Here is a 16,727-nt window from a genome sequence, read left to right as displayed (position 1 = left end):
CGGTCAGCGCAGCGGCGTGTGCTCCGGGTCGACCCGCTCGCCGTCGCGCACCGGCCCCGGCGGCGTGCCGTCACCGAACGGCCGGCCACCGAGCGCCTCGCGGCCGTGCGCCGAGACCCAGCCCTCGAGCGAGGGCCCGACCGGCACGATGCCGGCCGGGTTCAGGTCGCGGTGGACCTCGTAGTAGTGCGACTTGATCTGCGCGAAGTCGACGGTGTCGCCGAACCCCGGCGTCTGGAACAGGTCGCGCGCGTAGCCCCACAGCGCGGGCATCTCGCGCAGCAGGTTGCGGTTGCACTTGAAGTGCCCGTGGTAGACCGGGTCGAAGCGCACCAGCGTGGTGAACAGCCGCACGTCCGCCTCGGTGATCGTGTCGCCCACGAGGTAGCGCCGCGTGGTCAGCCGCTCCTCGAGCCAGTCCAGCGCCGTCCACAGCCGCTCGTAGGCGTCCTCGTAGGAGCTCTGCGAGCCGGCGAAGCCGCACCGGTAGACCCCGTTGTTGACCTCGGTGTAGATGCGGCGCATCACCTGCTCCAGCTCCTCGCGGTGCTCCGCCGGCAGCAGGTCGGGCGCGCCGTCGCGGTGGAGGTCGCTCCACTCGGTGGAGAGGTCGAGCGTGATCTGGGCGAAGTCGTTGGTCGCCACGGCGCCGGAGGGCACGTCCACGAGCGCCGGCACCGTGATCCCGCGCGGGTACTCCGGATCGCGCGCCAGGAACGCGTCGCGCAGGTGGTGGATCCCCAGCACGGGGTCCTTGCCGTCGGGGTCGAGGTCGAACGTCCAGGACAGCTCGTCGTGCGTCGGACCCGGCAGGCCGACCGAGATCGCGTCCTCGAGCCCGAGCAGCCGCCGCACGATCAGCGTGCGGTTCGCCCACGGGCACGCCCGGGCCGCCACCAGTCGGTAGCGCCCCGCCTCGACGGCGTAGCCCTCCTCGCCGTCCCGGGTCACCCGGGTCGTGATGTAGCGGGTGTCGCGCTCGAACGCCTCACCCGGCTTGGAGTACACGCCCTGCTCGCCCATGTGCTGCGTCCTTCGCTCGCTGCCTGCCTGATCGTCCGCTCCACTCTCGCACCGATCGCCGCGGACGGCGTGATCGCGGGTGTCGCGACGCCGTCCTTGTCCCCGCGCCGGTCGCGACGCACGATGGACGAGCAGGACATCCACCTCGACGAGGGAGTGCACCATGAGTGAGCCGACGGACGGACGCGACGACGTGACCGAACCCGACCCCGACGCGGATCCCGACATGCTCAACCCCCGCACCGGCGGTGCCGCCGGCGCGGAGGGCGCATCGAGCGGGGGCGACCCCGACGGTGATCCGGACATGCTCAACCCGCGCTCCGGCGCCGAGGCCGGCGCCGAGACCGACGAGACGCACGGCGCGAGCCCGAACCCCGCGTGACGGCCCCGCCCGACCCGCAGCCACCGACCGACCAGCACGACGACACCGAGGAGAGCACCATGACCGAACCCGTAGGCGAGCCCACGTACTCCGCCGGCGAGATCGACCGCCGCGACACCGAGACCGAGCCCCACCTGAACTCGCGCCTCGACGAGTCGGCGGGGCAGGGCGAGGACGAGCGCAGCTTCTCGGTGAGCGACGCCGATCCCGCCGTCGGCGATCCGACGACCGGCGAGGCACCGGTGCAGCGCCAGGAGGACGAGGGCGGCCGGACCGACCCCGCCTGAGCCGCACGTCACGCAGCGACGACGAGCCGCCGACCGATCCGGTCGGCGGCTCGCCGCGTGCCGGGGGTCTCCCGCGCGGCTACGGTGGCGATCGTGACGACGACGCGCGACGCCGACGCCTCGCCCCGACCTCCCGGCCGCGCCGCCGAGCCGGTCGCCCGCGCGGGACGTCGCCGCCTCGCCGTCGCCCCCTGGGTGTGGCACGTGCTGACCGTCTACGTCCTCTCCCGCGTGCTCGCCACCGGCGCGCTCCTGATCGCCCGCACGCACCAGGGCGAGTCCTTCGAGGGCTGGTGGCCCGAGCCGGCGGGGCGGCCGCCGTACGGCGTCTTCGTCGGCCGCTGGTGGGACGGCTGGTGGTACGAGCGGATCTGGGCCGGCGGCTACCCCGACGCGCTCCCGGTGCGCGACGGCGTCGTCGTCATCAACGAGTGGGCCTTCTTCCCGCTCTACCCGGGCATCGTCAAGGCGATCACGACGGCGACCGGTGGCACCTGGATCGTCGTGGCACCCCTGGTCTCGCTCGCCCTCGGAGCGATCGCGCTGCTGGTGGTGCACCGCCTGGTGGTCGTCGCGGCCCCGGACGCCGTCGCCGCCCGGCCCGGTCTGCCCCTGGCCACCGTCGCCGTCCTCGCGTTCTTCCCCTCCGCCGTCGTGCTCCAGGTCGCCTACACGGAGTCGCTCGCGCTCCTGCTCGTGGCGACGTCGCTGCTCCTGGTCGTGCGGCGGCGCTACGCGTGGGCGATGCTCGCCGTCGCCGCGCTCGGGTTCACGCGCGCCGTCGCGCTCCCGATGGCCGTCGTGGTCGCGGTGCACCTCCTGGTGCGTTGGCGGGACGCGCGCGTCGGGCGCGAGCCGTTCGCGCGGCGGGAGCGCGTGCTCGGCGTCGCCCTGCTCGGCGTGGCCGGCCTGTCCGGCGGGATCTGGCCGCTGATCGCGGGCGCCGCGACCGGCCGGGTCGACGCCTACGTCCTGACCCAGGGGGCGTGGCGTCCGGACCGCGGCGTCGGGGTGTTCGCGGGCTGGGCGCGCGTGGAGTCGTTCTCGCCCCTCGGGGTCGGGCTGACGGTCGTGGCCGTGGCGCTCGTGCTGGGTCTGCTGGCGCTCGCGGTGTTCTCGCGGTCCCACCCCGCCCGCCGGATCGGCGTCGAGCTGTGGGTCTGGTGCGCGGCCTACATCCTCTACCTGGCCGCCGTCGGCGACCTCATCTCCAGCCAGCTGCGGTTCCTGCTCCTGGCGTTCCCGCTTGCGATCGTGCTCGTCGCGCTGGTGCCGCGGCCCGGCTGGGCCGCGCGCGCCTGGACGGGGCTGCTCGTGGCGGGGCTCGCGGTCGGGCAGGTCGCGTGGGTCTGGACAGTGTGGATGCAGGTGCTGAAGGAGGTCACGTTCCTCAAGGCGCCGTAGCTTGGTGTCGACCGTGGCGTGGGAGGTGGAGGAGGTGGTTGTGACCAGCAGCTCGTCGACGCCCGCGGGCGTCCAGGTGATCGTCCAGGCCGCCGACGGCCGGGTGCTGCTGCAGCTGCGCGACGACAAGCCGGAGATCCCCTACCCGAACACGTGGTGCATCCCCGGCGGGATGCGGGAGGACGGCGAGAGCCCGCTCGACTGCGCCGTGCGCGAGCTCGAGGAGGAGATGGGGCTGCGCGTGCCGCCGTCGCGGCTGCGGCTGGTCGAGGCGCGGACGCGCTCCTACGGTCACGAGACGACGTACGCGGTGGAGCTCGACGTCGACCCCGCGACGATCGACCTCACCGAGGGGCAGGCGGTCGCGCTGTTCACGGCGGTCGAGATCGCCGGAATGAGCCTGGGGTACGAGGACGACGACGTGCTGGCGGCGTTCTTCGCGCGAGGCTGATCTCCTAGGTCGCTGCGCGCACCAGGAGCCAGCCGATCGCGCCCGTGGCGGCGGCGATGACCAGGACGTGGGTGCCGACCCAGAACCAGCCGGGCAGCGGCGTCAGGCGCCCGAGCTCGGCGGGGTCGGACCGGCGCGGGGCGCGCGCGACCGCCGCGACGTGGCGCCACGCGCCGACCAGGAGCACGGCGGCGACGACGAGCAGCACGGTGCTGGAGCGTTCGTCGGAGCGCCACCACCACAGGGCTCCCGCGGTCAGGCCGACGGCGAGGGTGACCCCCGCCGTCGCCCACGACCGAACGAACACCAGGCAGACGAGGCAGATCAGCGCGACGGCGCCGAGCACCAGCGGCGCCCAGCCGCCGAGCGCGGCGGCGACCAGTCCGACGGCGAGAAGTGCCGGGGCGGGGTAGCCCGACCAGGTGGTCCAGGCGAGGCCAGCGCCGCGGGGCTTCCCGACGGTCACGGCGTGGCCGGACATGTCCGAGCGCACGACGAAGCCCGTGAACCGCCGACCGACGAGGATGCCCGCCGCGGCGTGGCCGAGCTCGTGGGCGAGCGTGACGACGACGCGGACGCGCAGCCACAGCGGCGGCACGAGGGTGAGGAGCAGGCCGGCGGCGAGCGGGACCCAGACCTGCCAGCCCGGCAGGCGCGAGGTCAGGAAGGTCTCGTCGGCCAGGGGGACGTAGCTGGTCCAGCCACCCTCGCGGGGGAGGCCGTTGCTGCTGCGCTCCAGGATCGCCACCCACCACGCCTGGTCGGCCCACGGCACGCGCGCGAGCAGTCCGGTCACGGTCGCCACGCCTGACCCCACTCGATTTTGCGCGCGGCGCGGAACGCGTCCTTGTCGCGCTTGGTCACCGTGGTGCTCTCGTGCGCGCCGTCGCTCGTGCACAGCTCGAGCCGGATGTGGCCGGGGCGCGTCTGCGGGTGGCGGAGGACGCGCGCGGCCGGGAGGTCGAGGGCCGGGTCGGCGTCGTCGGCCGACGATCGCGGAGGAGGCACCGCCGCGACGTAGGCGAGCTTCTCGTCCTCGAACGAGCGCTCCCCGCCCTTCGCGCGGCGGTGGGCGGCGGTCCGCTCGAGCCGGACGGCGGCGTGGCACCAGTCCGTCGTGTCGGATCCGGCGCCGGTACCTTGCGCGAGCGGGCAGACGTGCTCGTGCGGGCACGGGGCGACGATGCGCCACCCCGCCGCGATCAGCTCGGCGCGGACCGTCAGGATGCGCCCGTAGCCGGCCGGGGTGCCGGGTTCGACGACGAGCACGCACTGCGCCGCCGCCGTCGTCAGGCGCTCGACGACGGCGGTGCGCTGCGCCGTCGTCAGCTCCGACAGCACGAACGCGGCGACGGCGAGGTCGTGCGTGGAGCCGGCCTCGGTGCCGGGGGCGTCGGGGGAGGCGGCGGTTCGCCGCGAGGCGGCTCCGGCGTCGCCCAGCGACGTCGTGACCGCGAGGTCGGAGGCCGCGAGCATCCGGCGGGCGGCGGTCAGCATGGGTGTGGAGTAGTCGACGAGGTCGGCCCGCTCGAGGTCCTCGAACGTGTCCCACGCGGCCCAGGTGGCGGCCCCGGTGCCGCTGCCGAGGTCGAGGAGCGTGCGCGGCGCGAGGTCCGGCACGACGTCGCGCACCTGGTCGAGCGCGAACGACACGGCCGCGAACGTGGCCGGCATGCGGGTGGTGAGGTAGGCGGCGACGTCGTCGTCCGTCGCGACGATGGGGGCGTCGGCGGGCCGGTCGGCGAGGTAGCGGGCCGAGAGCCGGCGGGCGCTCACCTCGGTCCGCCCGGACGTCAGCCCCGCGAGCTCGGCGTCGATAGCCGTCCGCAGCGGGGCGGGCATGGTGGAGGCGGCGGGCACCCGGCGATCCTAGGCGGCCGCGCTGCCAGCCCCCCGCCCCGACCCCGCCGAGCCCCGCCCCCGCCCCCACCCCGACCCCGCCGAGCAAGCCCCAGGGGTCGTTCTGGCTCTCAGAACGACCTGTGGAGCATTCTCGACGGAGGTTGGCAATCAGCGATCGAATCGTTACGATCGGCAGCGCGACGCCGTCGGCGCCGCACGCACCACCGGCTCACCGTCGAGCGGATCGCACGCACCGCACGAGGAAGGCAGCCGCATGAGAGCGAGCAGCACGAGCAGCCCGAGCACACCCGTCCCCACCCTGTCTCCGCTCCGCACCCGCACGGCGCTCCTGGCGCTCGCGCTCGGCGGTTTCGGCATCGGCGCGACGGAGTTCGTCGCCATGGGTCTCCTGCCCCAGATCGCACAGGACCTCCTGCCGCAGGTCTGGGCCGCGAGCTCGGAGCAGGCGATCGCGCAGTCGGGCACCCTCATCTCCGCGTACGCGCTCGGCGTCGTCGTCGGCGCCCCGACGATCGCGGCCGCCGTCGCACGCTTCCCGCGCCGCCGGCTCCTGGTCATCTTCACGGCGGCGTTCACGATCGGCACGATCCTGTCCGCGGTCGCGCCGACGTTCGAGCTCGCCGTCGTCGCCCGCTTCATCGCCGCGCTCCCGCACGGCGCCTACTTCGGCATCGCGGCCCTCGTGGCCGCGCAGCTGATGGGTCCGGGCAAGCGCGGCCAGGGCGTCGCGCTCGTGCTCTCCGGCCTCACGGTCGCCAACGTCATCGGCGTGCCGCTCATCACCGCGCTCGGGCAGCAGTCCGGCTGGCGCGTGGCCTACCTCGCGGTGACCGCGATCTTCGCCGCGGCCACGCTCGCCGTCGCGCTCCTCGTCCCGGAGCAGCAGGGCGACGCCGACGCCACCATCCGCCGCGAGCTCAGCGCCCTGCGGCGCGGCCAGGTCTGGTTCGCGCTGGGGATCGGCTCGATCGGCTTCGGCGGATTCTTCGCGGTCTACACCTACGTCGCCCCGCTCCTCACCGACGTGGCGGGGCTCGCCGAGAGCGTCGTCCCGTGGGCGCTGGTGTGCGTCGGCGTGGGCATGACGGTGGGCAACTTCGTCGGCGGCGTGCTGGCCGACCGTGGGTCCCTGCGCGCCGTCCTGCGCATGTTCCCGGTCTTCATCCTCGCGATGGCGGGCCTGGCGCTCACCGCGAGCACCCCCGTGACCCTGTTCCTCTTCCTGTTCCTCGTGGGAGCGCTCGCCTCGGCGATCTCGCCGGCGATCCAGACCCGCCTCATGGACGTCGCCGGGGAGTCCCAGACCCTCGCCGCCGCCCTCAACCACTCCGCGCTGAACATCGGCAACTCGATGGGGGCCGCGCTCGGCGCCGCCGTCATCTCCGCGGGCCTCGGGTTCGTCGCACCGTCGTGGGTCGGCGTCGGGCTGGCGATCGCCGGTCTGCTGCTGGCGCTCGCGAGCCTCGCGGTCGAGCGGCGCTCGCAGCGCGGCGGCCCGACGGCGGAGCCGGTCCTGGTGGCCGACGCCGACGTCGAGGACGCGATCGTCGAGGACGCGTTCCCCACCCCGGTCCACGCGTCGTGACCCGGCCCGACGCCGGTCGCCGCTCGTGAGCGCCTTCGACCAGTCCGGCTACCAGGTCCGGCTGGAGTGGGGCGTCGAGGGCCTGGCCCGGCTCGCCCCGGCCCACGTCGTCGTGCTCGTGGACGTCCTCGGTGACCTCGACGACGCGCTGGTCGACGCCGCGGTGGCCGCCGCCCCGGGCGGCGTCGTCCTGCGCGGCGGCCTGGTCAACGCTTCGGCCGTCGCGACGGCGTGCCTCACGATCCAGCACGAGCGCGCCGATCGGACCTCGGTCGCGATCGTCGCGGCCGGCGACGGCGGACGCCTCGCCGCCGAGGACCTCCTCGGCGCGGGCGCCGTGGTCGCCGCCCTGTCGGAGCGCGGCACCGACCACACCTCGCCCGAGGCCGCGGTCGCGTGCGAGGCGTTCGTCGGGCTGCGCCGCGCCGTCGTGCACATGGTGGCCGCCAGCGGCTCGGGACGCCGGCTCGCCGAGCAGGGTCGCGCCGACGAGGTCACCGCCGCGTCCCGCCTCGACGCCGAGGGGGACGTGCCCCGCTGGGACGGGCGCGCCTGGGTCGTGGACGGCTGAGTCCGGCCGACGCGCGAGGATGCAACGCATGACAGCGGCACACATCGTGGTGATGGCGTGGACGGCGGACCGGTCGACGGCGACCGACGGTGGCACTGTCAGCTCCGTGATCGCGTGCTCGGCCCTCCTCCTCGCCGACCGGGACGTGCTGAGCACCGCCCCCGGCGGCGTCGCGTTCGTCCACCTCGACGTCGACGACGCGCGCCTGCGCTCCCGCGTGGCCCACCGCGCGGAGCACTTCACGCCGGTCGCGCTGCTGGACTCCCAGCTCGCGGCGCTGGAGCCGCTGACCCCGGAGGAGGACGGGGTCACGCTGTCGTCGAGCGGCGGGGTCGAGGAGCCGGTGGCGGCCGCGCGAGCCGCGCTCGGCGCCTGACCGCGGGTCCTCAGCGGGGTGACGCCCCCGGCTCGACCCCGCGCGCGACGGTCGTCCGCACGGTCTGCTCGCGCTCCACGTGCACCCCCCGCAGCGAGGCGACGGCCCGTTCGCCGTCGATGTCCACGGTTCCGACCACGATCGACAGGGCGGTGAGCGTCCGCTCGACGTGCAGGCCGGCCTCGCGCAGCGCGGGCAGCACCTGCGGCAGATCGCCGTCGACCGTCACGATCACCGTCGCGCGATCCCCGTTCGCCGGCGCCTCGGCCTCCGGACGGGGGTGCTGCACAGGCTCGCCCGCGTGGTCCAGAGCGTCCAGCTCCGACACCGAGTCCGGTATCGACTCGCGATTCGTCCGCATGGCGGGGCCTTCCTGTCGCCTCGTCCCGACGGCGCGACCGGGACGTGCGCTCCATCATGCAGACACGAGGGGCACCACCGCCAGCCCCCGACCCACGAGATTCTCGCCCTGCGTCAGCGGGCGGGCGTGCGCGACGAGGTGGTTCCACAGGTCCTGACCCCGGACCCCCGCCGCCTGGACGGCCAGTGCTGCGAGACCGGAGACGTGCGGGGTGGCCATGCTCGTGCCGTCGAGCGTCGCGTAGGAGTCCTGGGCGAGCGGGAACGCGGAGTAGATGCCGACGCCGGGGGCCGCGAGGTTGAGCTCGCCGCCGTCACCGTTGATCGCGATGCAGGAGAACTCGGCGCGCACCAGCTGGTGGTCGAGCGCGGCGACGGCCAGCACGGAGGGGCAGTTGGCGGGCGACCCCACCGGTTGGTCCCCGTCGTTCCCGGCCGCCGCGATGATGAGCGTCCCGGCGCGCAGCGCGGCGCGGGCGGCTGCCTCGTAGTACCGCAGGGGCCCCTCGCCCTCGGCGACCGCCGAGCCGAGCGACATCGAGATGACGTGCGCCCCCTGCTCGATCGCCCAGTTCATCCCCTCGAGCACGCCGCCCGACGTGCCGCTGCCCGCGTCGCCGAGCACCTTCCCGATCAGCAGGTCGCACCCGGGCGCGACGCCGTAGCGCCGCTGTCCGCCGACCGGCGAGGCGGGTCCGCCGATCGTGCCGGCGACGTGCGTGCCGTGCCCGTTGCCGTCCTGCACCGCCTCGCCCGCCACGAAGGAGCGCGCGAGCCGGACGCGCCCGGCGAGGTCCGGATGCCTCTCGTCGATCCCGGTGTCCAGGACGGCGACGAGCACGCCGGCGCCGTCGAACGCCGTCGAGCCCCGGCCCTCGTCCGTCGCGACCCCGGTGGCGATCAGGCCCCAGGTCGCGAGCGCGGTGTCGGCGAACGTCGTGCCCGGGGCGGGTGCCGGCGTCGCGGGGAACGTGTGCACCCAGACCTCGGGCTCCGCCGTCACGACACCCCTCGCGCCCGGGTCGGCCGCGGCCTCCGCGACCACGGGCGGCGCGTCCGCGAGGATCGCGATACCCAGGGCGTCCAGCACGACGGCGGAGCCCGGGGGCACCGGGTCGCCGATGCCTGCGGTGCCGACCGAGCCGTCACCCGCGCCACCGCGCCGCACGTCGCGCGCGCTGACGCAGGACACCCCCAGCCGGCCCAGCACGTCGGGCGCCGATCCCTCGCGCTCGTCGAGGACGACGATCGTGCGTCCGGTGGCACCCGTGCGGGGGCCGCGCTCGTCCGGTGAGGTCATGATCGCCGTCCTTCCCTGGGGAGCGGCCGGTGCCGCTCGTCGGTGGCCCCATCAGAGCATCGACCACCGACACGCGTCACCCCCGGCCGGGGAGGTGACCGCACGTCGGGACTCACCCCGGTCCAACCGTGACGTCGGTGCCCCTCGGTAATATCCTGACCAAGTCGCCGCGCTACCGGAGACGACGCCGAGAACGCCGACTTGACGAAGACAAGAGACTTCTGTGACGAGAACCGATGACTGACCTGCTCGCCGGCTACCGGGCCGCCGGCCCCGGGCACGACGAGATGCTGCAGTCCACGGGAGCCGCCCGCGAGGCCTGGGCGCAGATGGCCGACCTCGTCGACCTCCACGACGGCGCGGCGCTCGCCGCCCGCTCCCACGACGTCGTCGAGCTGCTCGCCAACAACGGTGTCCGCCAGGGCGCCGGGAACGAGGAGCGGCCCTGGCTGCTCGACCCGCTCCCGGTGCTGTTCGACGAGGCGCAGTGGGCGCACGTCGAGGCCGGCCTGCGCCAGCGCGCCCTCCTCCTGGACCACATCCTCACCGACGTCTACGGCGACGCCGAGCTGCTCACCAGCGGCCTGCTCCCGCCCGCGCTCGTTCTCGGCCACCCCGGGTTCGTGCGCGCCGTCAACGACATCCGCAACCCCGGCGTGCACCAGCTCTTCATGGTCGGGACCGACCTCGCCCGCAACGCCGACGGCAGCTGGCAGGTGCTCGCGGACCGCGCGCAGACGCCGTCGGGCATGGGGTTCGCGATGCAGGACCGCCGGATCGTCGCCGAGGTGCTGTCGGGGCTCTACCGGCACGCGCGCATCCGCCGCATCGGGCCCTTCTTCCAGGCGATGCGCCGCGCCGTGCGCGACGCCGCCCCCGCCGGAGCCGGAACGACCCCGCGCGCGGCGCTGCTGACCCCCGGCCCCTACTCGCCCGCCGCGTTCGACCAGGCCTACCTCGCCACGATGCTGGGCTACCCGCTGGTCGAGGGGGAGGACCTCGTCGTCGAGGACGGCCGGCTCTGGATGCGCGCCCTCGGCAAGCTCGAGCCGGTCGACGTGCTCCTGCGCCACGTGGACGCCGAGTACTGCGACCCGCTCGACCTGCGCGGTGACTCGCGCCTCGGCGTCCCCGGCCTCGTCGAGGTCGCCCGCAACGGCGGCGTCACGATCGTCAACCCGCTCGGCAGCGGCGTCATCGACAACCCGGGTCTGCTGACCTATCTGCCCCGCCTGGCGCGCAGCATCCTCGGCGAGGAGCTGATCATCCCCTCGACCGTCACGTACTGGTGCGGCGAGCGGTCGATGTGCTCGCACGTCATCGCCAACCTCGACCGGCTCGTGATCCGCTCGACGGCGCCCGGCGCGCCCGTGCTGCGCGGCTGGGAGCTGACCATCGCCGAGCGCGCCGACCTGGCGGTGCGCATCGCGACCGAGCCCTACCTGTGGGTCGGTCAGGAGCGCGTGGAGGCCTCCACGACGCCGGCCGTCAACGGCGGCCTGCTCGAGGCGCGGCCCACGCAGCTGCGGACCTTCGCCGTCTCCGGCGCCGACGGCTACGAGGTGATGTCCGGGGGAGTGGCGCGGATCGCGGCGGCGGGCTCCGACGTCGTCGAACCCGGCCCGAACGACGCCGCCAAGGACGTCTGGGTCCTGTCGTCGCTGCCGCACGCCTACAGCGACCCGTGGGCGACGGACGACGCCGGGCCCGGCCCGGTCAGCCTGCCCACCTCGATCTCGCCCGGATCGGCCGAGGACCTGTTCTGGTTCGGCCGCTACACCGAGCGCGCCGAGGGCACGACGCGCCTCGTGCGCGCCGTCGGCGACCGCCTCAGCGACTACTCGGTCACGACGACGTCGGGCTTCCCGCTCCGGCCGGGGTCCGACGAGCCGGTCGTCCTGGCGGTGCTGCGGCAGGTGCTGATCGACGTCGTCGGCGACGGCGAACCGGCGCGCCTCGTGCTCGACGCGCGCCAGCCCGGCACGGTCGCGCACGCGCTGGCGCGGATGGCGCGCTCGGCGTCGTCCGTCCGCGACCAGCTCTCCTCCGACACCTGGGCGGCGCTGTCGGCGCTCGAGCGGGCGCTGTCCGCCGAGCGTCGCCGGCAGGACCGCGATCCCGACGCCGTCGCCGACGTCGGTCCCGTCGCCGCGCGCCTGATCGAGGGACTGCTGGCCATCGCCGGCATCCTGGCGGAGTCGATGGAGCGCGACGTCGGCTGGTGCCTCATGGACGCCGGACGGCGCCTGGAGCGGTCGCAGCAGCTGGTCGACGTGCTGGTGGCCAGCCTGCACACCGTGCACGGCCGGGCCGACGACTCGCTCGTGATCGAGTCGGTACTGATCGCGCACGAGAGCGCCATCACCTACCGCCGGCGCTACCAGAGCCAGCCGCGCGTGGAGTCGATGCTCGCGCTGCTGCTGCTCGACGAGCACAACCCGCGCTCGCTGCGGTTCCAGCTGCGCGAGCTGGCCGCGTCGCTGGACCAGGTGCCCGCGCCCGCGCGCGGCACGCGGACGCGTGACGAGCTGCTGAGCGACGTCGTGGACCTCCTCGACGAGCTCGACCTCGCGACGATCGCGACGCCCGACGCCGACGGCCACCGCACGACGCTCGTGACCACGCTGGAGTCGATGAGCTGGCGACTGCGCGAGCTCGGCGACGAGATCGCGCGCGTGCACTTCACCCACCCGGTGCCGGTGCCGTGGCTGGACGCCTCAGGGACGTTCGCGACGCCGTCGTCCCGCGGAGCGCTCGAGGAGAACGGGGAGCTCACGTGAGCAGCAGGCAGAAGGAGGACAGGACGGGTGCGCGGCACTACCGGCTCGCCCACCGCACGACCTACACCTACCCGGGCGTGGTGACGAGCTCGTACGGGCGCGCCGTCATGCTGCCGCGCGAGGGCGGGGGGCAGCAGGTGCACACCTCGGCGCTGCACATCTCCCCGACCGCGGCGCAGACCGGTGAGCACCGCGACTTCCACGGCAACCGGTCCAGCTACTTCAAGGTCGACACGGAGCACTCCGAGCTGGAGGTGCTCGCCGAGTCCGTCCTGACGGTGACGCGCAAGCAGGCGCAGGTCGACCGGATGCCGATGATCTCGTGGAGCCAGGCGGCCGAGGTGACGCACACGCTCGGAGCGCCGGGGCGGGGTGGCGACAGCGGCCACGGCGTCAACGGCAACGCCGTCATCGCGGTCTCCGAGGCGATGCTCGCGTCCCAGATGATCGACCTGACCGAGGAGGTGCGGGCGTTCGCCGCGCCGTCGTTCGGGCCGGGGACGCCGCTGGCGCACGTGGTCGCCGACCTGTGCTCGCGCATCAACTCCGAGCTCGAGTACAAGTCGGGCTCGACGACGATCCACACCCGCCTGCCCGAGCTGCTCGAGAAGCGGCAGGGCGTCTGCCAGGACTTCGCGCACCTGCTGATCGCGTGCGTGCGCTCGATGGGGCTCGCGGCGCGCTACGTCTCGGGCTACATCGAGACGAACCCGCCGCCCGGGCGGCCGAAGCTGCGCGGCGTCGACGCGTCGCACGCGTGGGCGTCGGTCTGGGTGCCCGGCGGCGGCTGGCTGCACGTGGACCCGACCAACGACCAGTTCATCGACAACCGCTACGTGGTGCTCGGCTGGGGCCGGGACTACCGGGACGTCTCGCCGCTGCGCGGGATCGTGTTCACCGAGGGCAAGGGGTCCTCGCTGAAGGTGGGCGTGGACCTGATGGAGCTGTCGGCGCAGGAGGTCGAGGACGTGCGCAGCTCGCACGTGACGTCGGGGCCGCCCCGGGCCGGCGCGCGCGGGCGCTGACCGCCGCGCGGCAGGATGGGGTGATGACTGCAGCACGCGGCCTGTTCGTCGGCCTGGCCACCCTCGATGTCGCGCAGCACGTCGAGGTCCCCCCTGGTCCGGACGAGAAGGTCACCGCGACGGCGACCCACCTCTCCGCGGGCGGCCCCGCGGCCAACGCGGCGGTGGCGTTCGCCGCCCTCGGCGGCGAGGCCACCCTGCTCACCGCGCTCGGGCGGAGTCCCGCCGCCGCCCTCGTGCGCGCCGAGCTCGAGCAGCAGCGCGTGCGGGTCGTGGACGCCTCGCCCGACGACGTCGGCGCCCCGCCCGTGTCCACCATCGTGGTCGCCGCGACGACGGGGCAGCGCAGCGTCGTCGGTTCCGACGCCGTCGCGAGCACGGCCGCCGCACCGTCCGACGCCGGGCTCGGGGCGCTCCTCGAGGCCGCCGACGTCGTCCTGGTCGACGGCCACCACCCGCGCCTCGCGGTGGCGGTCGGCTCGGCCGCCCGGGGCGCCGGCGTGCCCGTGGTGCTCGACCTCGGGCGCTGGAAGCCGGTGATGGAGGAGCTCGTGCCGCTCGTCGACGCGGTCGTCTGCTCGGCCGACGCGCGGGCGCCCGGGACGGTGGACGTGGTCGCGTCCGCGGCTGCGCTGCGGCGACTCGGGGCGGGGACGGTCGTCGTCACGCGGGGTGGCGCCCCCGTGCTCTGGTGGGAGGGTGGCCGCACGGGGACGGTGGGGGTGCCCGACGTCGTCGCGGTGGACACGCTGGGCGCGGGCGACGCCTTCCACGGCGCCTACGCGTACGCCGTCGCGCACGGGGCCGACGTCGACGAGGCGGTCGCGCTCGGCGTGCGGGTCGCCACGTTGCGGGTGCAGCACGCGGGCCCGCGCGCGTGGGCGGCCGGCCTCGCAAGCGACGGTGGGGGTCCTGCGTGAGCAGTGCCGGGGCCTCGCCGGTGCCGGTGCCCGTGCCCGTGCCCGTCACGATCGAGGCGCTCGCCGAGCGCGCAGGCGAGCTCGCCGCGATGGGGGAGCGGCGCATCCTCGGCCTCGTGGGCGCCCCGGGCGCGGGGAAGTCGTTCCTCGCGGAGCGCCTGGCCCAGGTGCTCGGGCCGGACCTCGCCGTCGTCGTCCCGATGGACGGCTTCCACCTCGCGCAGGAGGTGCTGGTCGCGCTCGGTCGCGAGGGACGCAAGGGCGCCGCCGACACGTTCGATGCCGAGGGCTACGTGGCCCTGCTGCGGCGCCTGCGCGCCCCGCGCGCGCGGGGCGGCCAGGACGTGGATCCCTCCCTCGCGGGGGTGGTGCTCGCCCCGCTGTTCCGGCGTGACCTGGAGGAGCCGGTCGGTTCGGCCGTCCCCGTACGGCCGGACGTGCCGCTCGTGATCACGGAGGGCAACTACCTGCTGCGCGGCGACGGCGCGTGGCGCGACGTCGCCGGCCTGCTGGACGAGGTGTGGTTCGTGGCACCGCCGGAGGACCTGAGACGGGCGCGGCTGGTCGCCCGCCACGAGTCGTTCGGGCGCTCACCGCGCGAGGCGAGGGAGCGGTCGCTGGGGAGCGACGAGCTGAACGCGCGCCAGATCGCGGCCACCGCCGGTGCGGCCGACCACGTGTGGCGACTGGTCTGACCATCGAGAACGACGACGGCCGCCCGGTCGGGTGACCGGGCAGCCGTCGTCGGGGGCGGCCTCGCCTAGCCGAGCTCGCCGTTCGTGACGGGGGCCGAGCTGCCCCGGGCGCCCCGCCGTCGGAGGGCCAGGAGAGTCCCACCCACCAGCACCAGTCCGGTCGCGGCGCCACCGGCCACGGCCGCGCCGTCTGCGCCCGTCGCCGCGAGCGCGCCGTGCGGGCGGTGACCTGTGGCGGGCGAGGTCGGGTGCGGGGCGACGGCGGCCGCCGGGAGGACGGTCACGGTGAGCGTGCCGCTGTTGGAGAGGGCGTCCGCGTCCCGCACGACGTACTCGAACGGCGTCGTCGTCCCGGTGAAGCCCTCCTCCGCGAAGAAGGAGATGTCGCGGTTGGCGAGATCGAGGTACCACAGACCCTCGCCGGGCACCGTGACGGTCAGGTCGCGCACCGCGGCGCCGGTGGCGGGGGAGACCAGGGCCCACTCGGTCGTGGGCGCCGTCCCCGCAGCGGTGATCGCGTCCAGGTCGAAGACGGCCGGGGAGCCCGCGGTGACCGTGGCTGACGCGTCCGAGGCGGTCGGGCGCACGAGCAGCTCGACCCGCAGGAGTGCCCGCGCGTTGTTGCCGTTGGCGTCCCACGCGACGTAGCCGAGCGGGGTGACCGGGCCGGCGAACCCGGGCAGGGGCTCGAACGTGATGTGACCGGTCGCGTCGTCGATGCGCCAGGTGCCCTCGCCGGGGACCTCGACGCTGTCGGCCATGGTCGGGCCGTCGATCGGATCGACGAGCTCGACACCGAGGACCTCGGACTGGCCGGGCGTGACGAGCGTGACCAGCGGGGCGAAGAAGGCCGTCCAGCCCACCGGCACGCGGTCGAGGCCGTCGCGAGCGGTCAGCTCGACGTCGTCGATCTCGACGAAGAGGTTGCCGTGAGCGCGACTCCCCCCGTCCATCGTGACGACACTGGCGGTGACACCCAGGGCGGGCACGTTTCCGGCGTAACCCGGGAGCGGGGTGAACGTGACGACGGTCGTGACCGGATCGACGGACCAGACGCCCTCCGGCGTCTTGAGCTCGCCGGACTGGACGAGCTCTCCCGCGCCCGAGGCGTAGAAGAAGTAGGTCACACGTTCCGGATCGACACCCTGCGTGATGGGGGAGAACGCCGAGGCCGGACCGAAGTCCGCGACGCCGTCGATCGGGATGGTCAGATCGCGGTAGAACTCCTCGGCGGCGATGAGCACGGCGTCGGTGGCGACCTCCGACTCCTCGGGGGCGGTCGGCGCCGCCTCGACCTCGCCATCGATCGGCTCGAACGGCTCCTCGTCCGTGCCGCCGTCGATGATCGGGTCGGCGCTTTCCGCCGGCAGCTCGTCGTCCACGTCCTCGGTGGGCACCGGCGACGGCGACGGCGACGGCGCGGCAGGCTGCCCGGCGTCGGCGTCGGCGTCGGCGTCGTTCGCGTCGGCCGCCGGAAGGTCGTCGGTGACGACCTCCGACGAGACCGGGCTGCTCGGTGCGGCGGCGCCGGGTGCGGCGCTCGCGACGGCCGGTCCGGTCAGGGCGATCGCGACGGCCGCCAGGGTGGCGGTGGACAGCGCGCGCAGGCGTGAGTCGATCATGGTTTCCCCCAGGAGATGCGAGCATCAGCGCCCGCGGTGCCTCGACCCTAGTGGTGACTCGGCTCACGTCGCACCCGGCCTGC

17 protein-coding genes are annotated in these 16,727 nt (G+C 74.8%); 11 read left to right on the top strand and 6 right to left on the bottom strand.

All coding sequences use genetic code 11. The features are described 5' to 3' along the window. Positions 1 to 3 precede the first annotated feature (3 nt). Positions 4 to 1,023 (bottom strand): glutathione S-transferase family protein, encoded by a 1,020-nt coding sequence (locus SERN_RS04585; protein ID WP_135848871.1) that lies wholly within the window; start codon positions 1,021 to 1,023, stop codon positions 4 to 6. Between the two features lie 163 nt (positions 1,024 to 1,186). Here SERN_RS04585 and SERN_RS04580 point away from each other — a divergent pair, with 163 nt between their 5' ends. From SERN_RS04580 to SERN_RS04565, 4 genes are all read left to right on the top strand, one after another. Further along, positions 1,187 to 1,405, top strand: coding sequence for a hypothetical protein (locus tag SERN_RS04580; protein ID WP_135848870.1), 219 nt, complete (start codon positions 1,187 to 1,189; stop codon positions 1,403 to 1,405). A 59-nt stretch (positions 1,406 to 1,464) separates the two neighbouring features. Beyond that, positions 1,465 to 1,692 (top strand): hypothetical protein, encoded by a 228-nt coding sequence (locus tag SERN_RS04575; protein WP_135848869.1) that lies wholly within the window; start codon positions 1,465 to 1,467, stop codon positions 1,690 to 1,692. Positions 1,693 to 1,785: 93 nt separating this feature from the next. Beyond that, entirely contained in the window at positions 1,786 to 3,096 is a 1,311-nt protein-coding gene (locus SERN_RS04570; RefSeq protein ID WP_135848868.1) for a hypothetical protein, read from the top strand. Positions 3,097 to 3,136: 40 nt separating this feature from the next. Then, on the top strand, positions 3,137 to 3,547 hold the full coding sequence (locus tag SERN_RS04565) for an NUDIX hydrolase (protein ID WP_135848867.1): 411 nt from the start codon (positions 3,137 to 3,139) through the stop codon (positions 3,545 to 3,547). A 4-nt stretch (positions 3,548 to 3,551) separates the two neighbouring features. Here SERN_RS04565 and SERN_RS04560 read toward each other — a convergent pair whose 3' ends face one another. Together SERN_RS04560 and SERN_RS04555 are read right to left on the bottom strand one after the other, a co-directional pair. Then, positions 3,552 to 4,352: a M50 family metallopeptidase gene (locus SERN_RS04560; RefSeq protein WP_158292562.1), complete on the bottom strand. Its 801-nt coding sequence runs from the start codon at positions 4,350 to 4,352 to the stop codon at positions 3,552 to 3,554. Then, on the bottom strand, positions 4,340 to 5,407 hold the full coding sequence (locus SERN_RS04555) for a small ribosomal subunit Rsm22 family protein (protein ID WP_135848865.1): 1,068 nt from the start codon (positions 5,405 to 5,407) through the stop codon (positions 4,340 to 4,342). Before SERN_RS04555 ends, SERN_RS04560 begins: the two co-directional genes overlap by 13 nt. 256 nt (positions 5,408 to 5,663) lie before the next feature. On the opposite strand from SERN_RS04555, the gene SERN_RS04550 reads away from it, so the two are divergent. The 3 genes from SERN_RS04550 to SERN_RS04540 are packed head-to-tail and all read left to right on the top strand — an operon-like array spanning position 5,664 to position 7,942. Beyond that, on the top strand, positions 5,664 to 6,995 hold the full coding sequence (locus tag SERN_RS04550) for an MFS transporter (protein WP_135848864.1): 1,332 nt from the start codon (positions 5,664 to 5,666) through the stop codon (positions 6,993 to 6,995). Between the two features lie 25 nt (positions 6,996 to 7,020). After that, positions 7,021 to 7,566, top strand: a complete 546-nt coding sequence (locus SERN_RS04545; RefSeq protein WP_135848863.1) for a 2-phosphosulfolactate phosphatase — start codon at positions 7,021 to 7,023, stop codon at positions 7,564 to 7,566. Positions 7,567 to 7,594: 28 nt separating this feature from the next. Beyond that, on the top strand, positions 7,595 to 7,942 hold the full coding sequence (locus SERN_RS04540; RefSeq protein ID WP_135848862.1) for a hypothetical protein: 348 nt from the start codon (positions 7,595 to 7,597) through the stop codon (positions 7,940 to 7,942). A 10-nt stretch (positions 7,943 to 7,952) separates the two neighbouring features. Here SERN_RS04540 and SERN_RS04535 read toward each other — a convergent pair whose 3' ends face one another. After that, entirely contained in the window at positions 7,953 to 8,303 is a 351-nt protein-coding gene (locus SERN_RS04535) for a hypothetical protein (protein ID WP_135848861.1), read from the bottom strand. Positions 8,304 to 8,357: 54 nt separating this feature from the next. Continuing rightward, positions 8,358 to 9,602, bottom strand: coding sequence for a S8 family serine peptidase (locus SERN_RS04530; RefSeq protein WP_199241491.1), 1,245 nt, complete (start codon positions 9,600 to 9,602; stop codon positions 8,358 to 8,360). Positions 9,603 to 9,838: 236 nt separating this feature from the next. Between SERN_RS04530 and SERN_RS04525 the strand changes: the two genes are divergently transcribed. Genes SERN_RS04525 through SERN_RS04510 form a run of 4 tightly spaced genes read left to right on the top strand, consistent with a single transcriptional unit; the run spans position 9,839 to position 15,022 of the window. Beyond that, entirely contained in the window at positions 9,839 to 12,382 is a 2,544-nt protein-coding gene (locus tag SERN_RS04525) for a circularly permuted type 2 ATP-grasp protein (protein WP_135848860.1), read from the top strand. Next, complete coding sequence (locus tag SERN_RS04520) at positions 12,379 to 13,407, top strand: transglutaminase family protein (protein ID WP_233251457.1); 1,029 nt, start codon at positions 12,379 to 12,381, stop codon at positions 13,405 to 13,407. Before SERN_RS04525 ends, SERN_RS04520 begins: the two co-directional genes overlap by 4 nt. 23 nt (positions 13,408 to 13,430) lie before the next feature. After that, on the top strand, positions 13,431 to 14,327 hold the full coding sequence (locus SERN_RS04515) for a PfkB family carbohydrate kinase (RefSeq protein ID WP_135848859.1): 897 nt from the start codon (positions 13,431 to 13,433) through the stop codon (positions 14,325 to 14,327). Then, a complete protein-coding gene (locus SERN_RS04510; RefSeq protein ID WP_233251456.1) occupies positions 14,324 to 15,022 on the top strand; it encodes a nucleoside/nucleotide kinase family protein in 699 nt (232 codons plus the stop codon). The genes SERN_RS04515 and SERN_RS04510 overlap by 4 nt, the downstream gene beginning before the upstream one ends. Before the next feature lie 65 nt (positions 15,023 to 15,087). Here SERN_RS04510 and SERN_RS04505 read toward each other — a convergent pair whose 3' ends face one another. Further along, a complete protein-coding gene (locus tag SERN_RS04505) occupies positions 15,088 to 16,644 on the bottom strand; it encodes a hypothetical protein (protein WP_135848858.1) in 1,557 nt (518 codons plus the stop codon). Positions 16,645 to 16,727: the final 83 nt, after the last annotated feature.

The sequence above is a fragment of the Serinibacter arcticus genome (assembly GCF_004786095.1).
Taxonomy (GTDB): Bacteria; Actinomycetota; Actinomycetes; order Actinomycetales; family Beutenbergiaceae; genus Litorihabitans; species Litorihabitans arcticus.
This window is presented reverse-complemented; position numbering and strand designations above follow the sequence as displayed.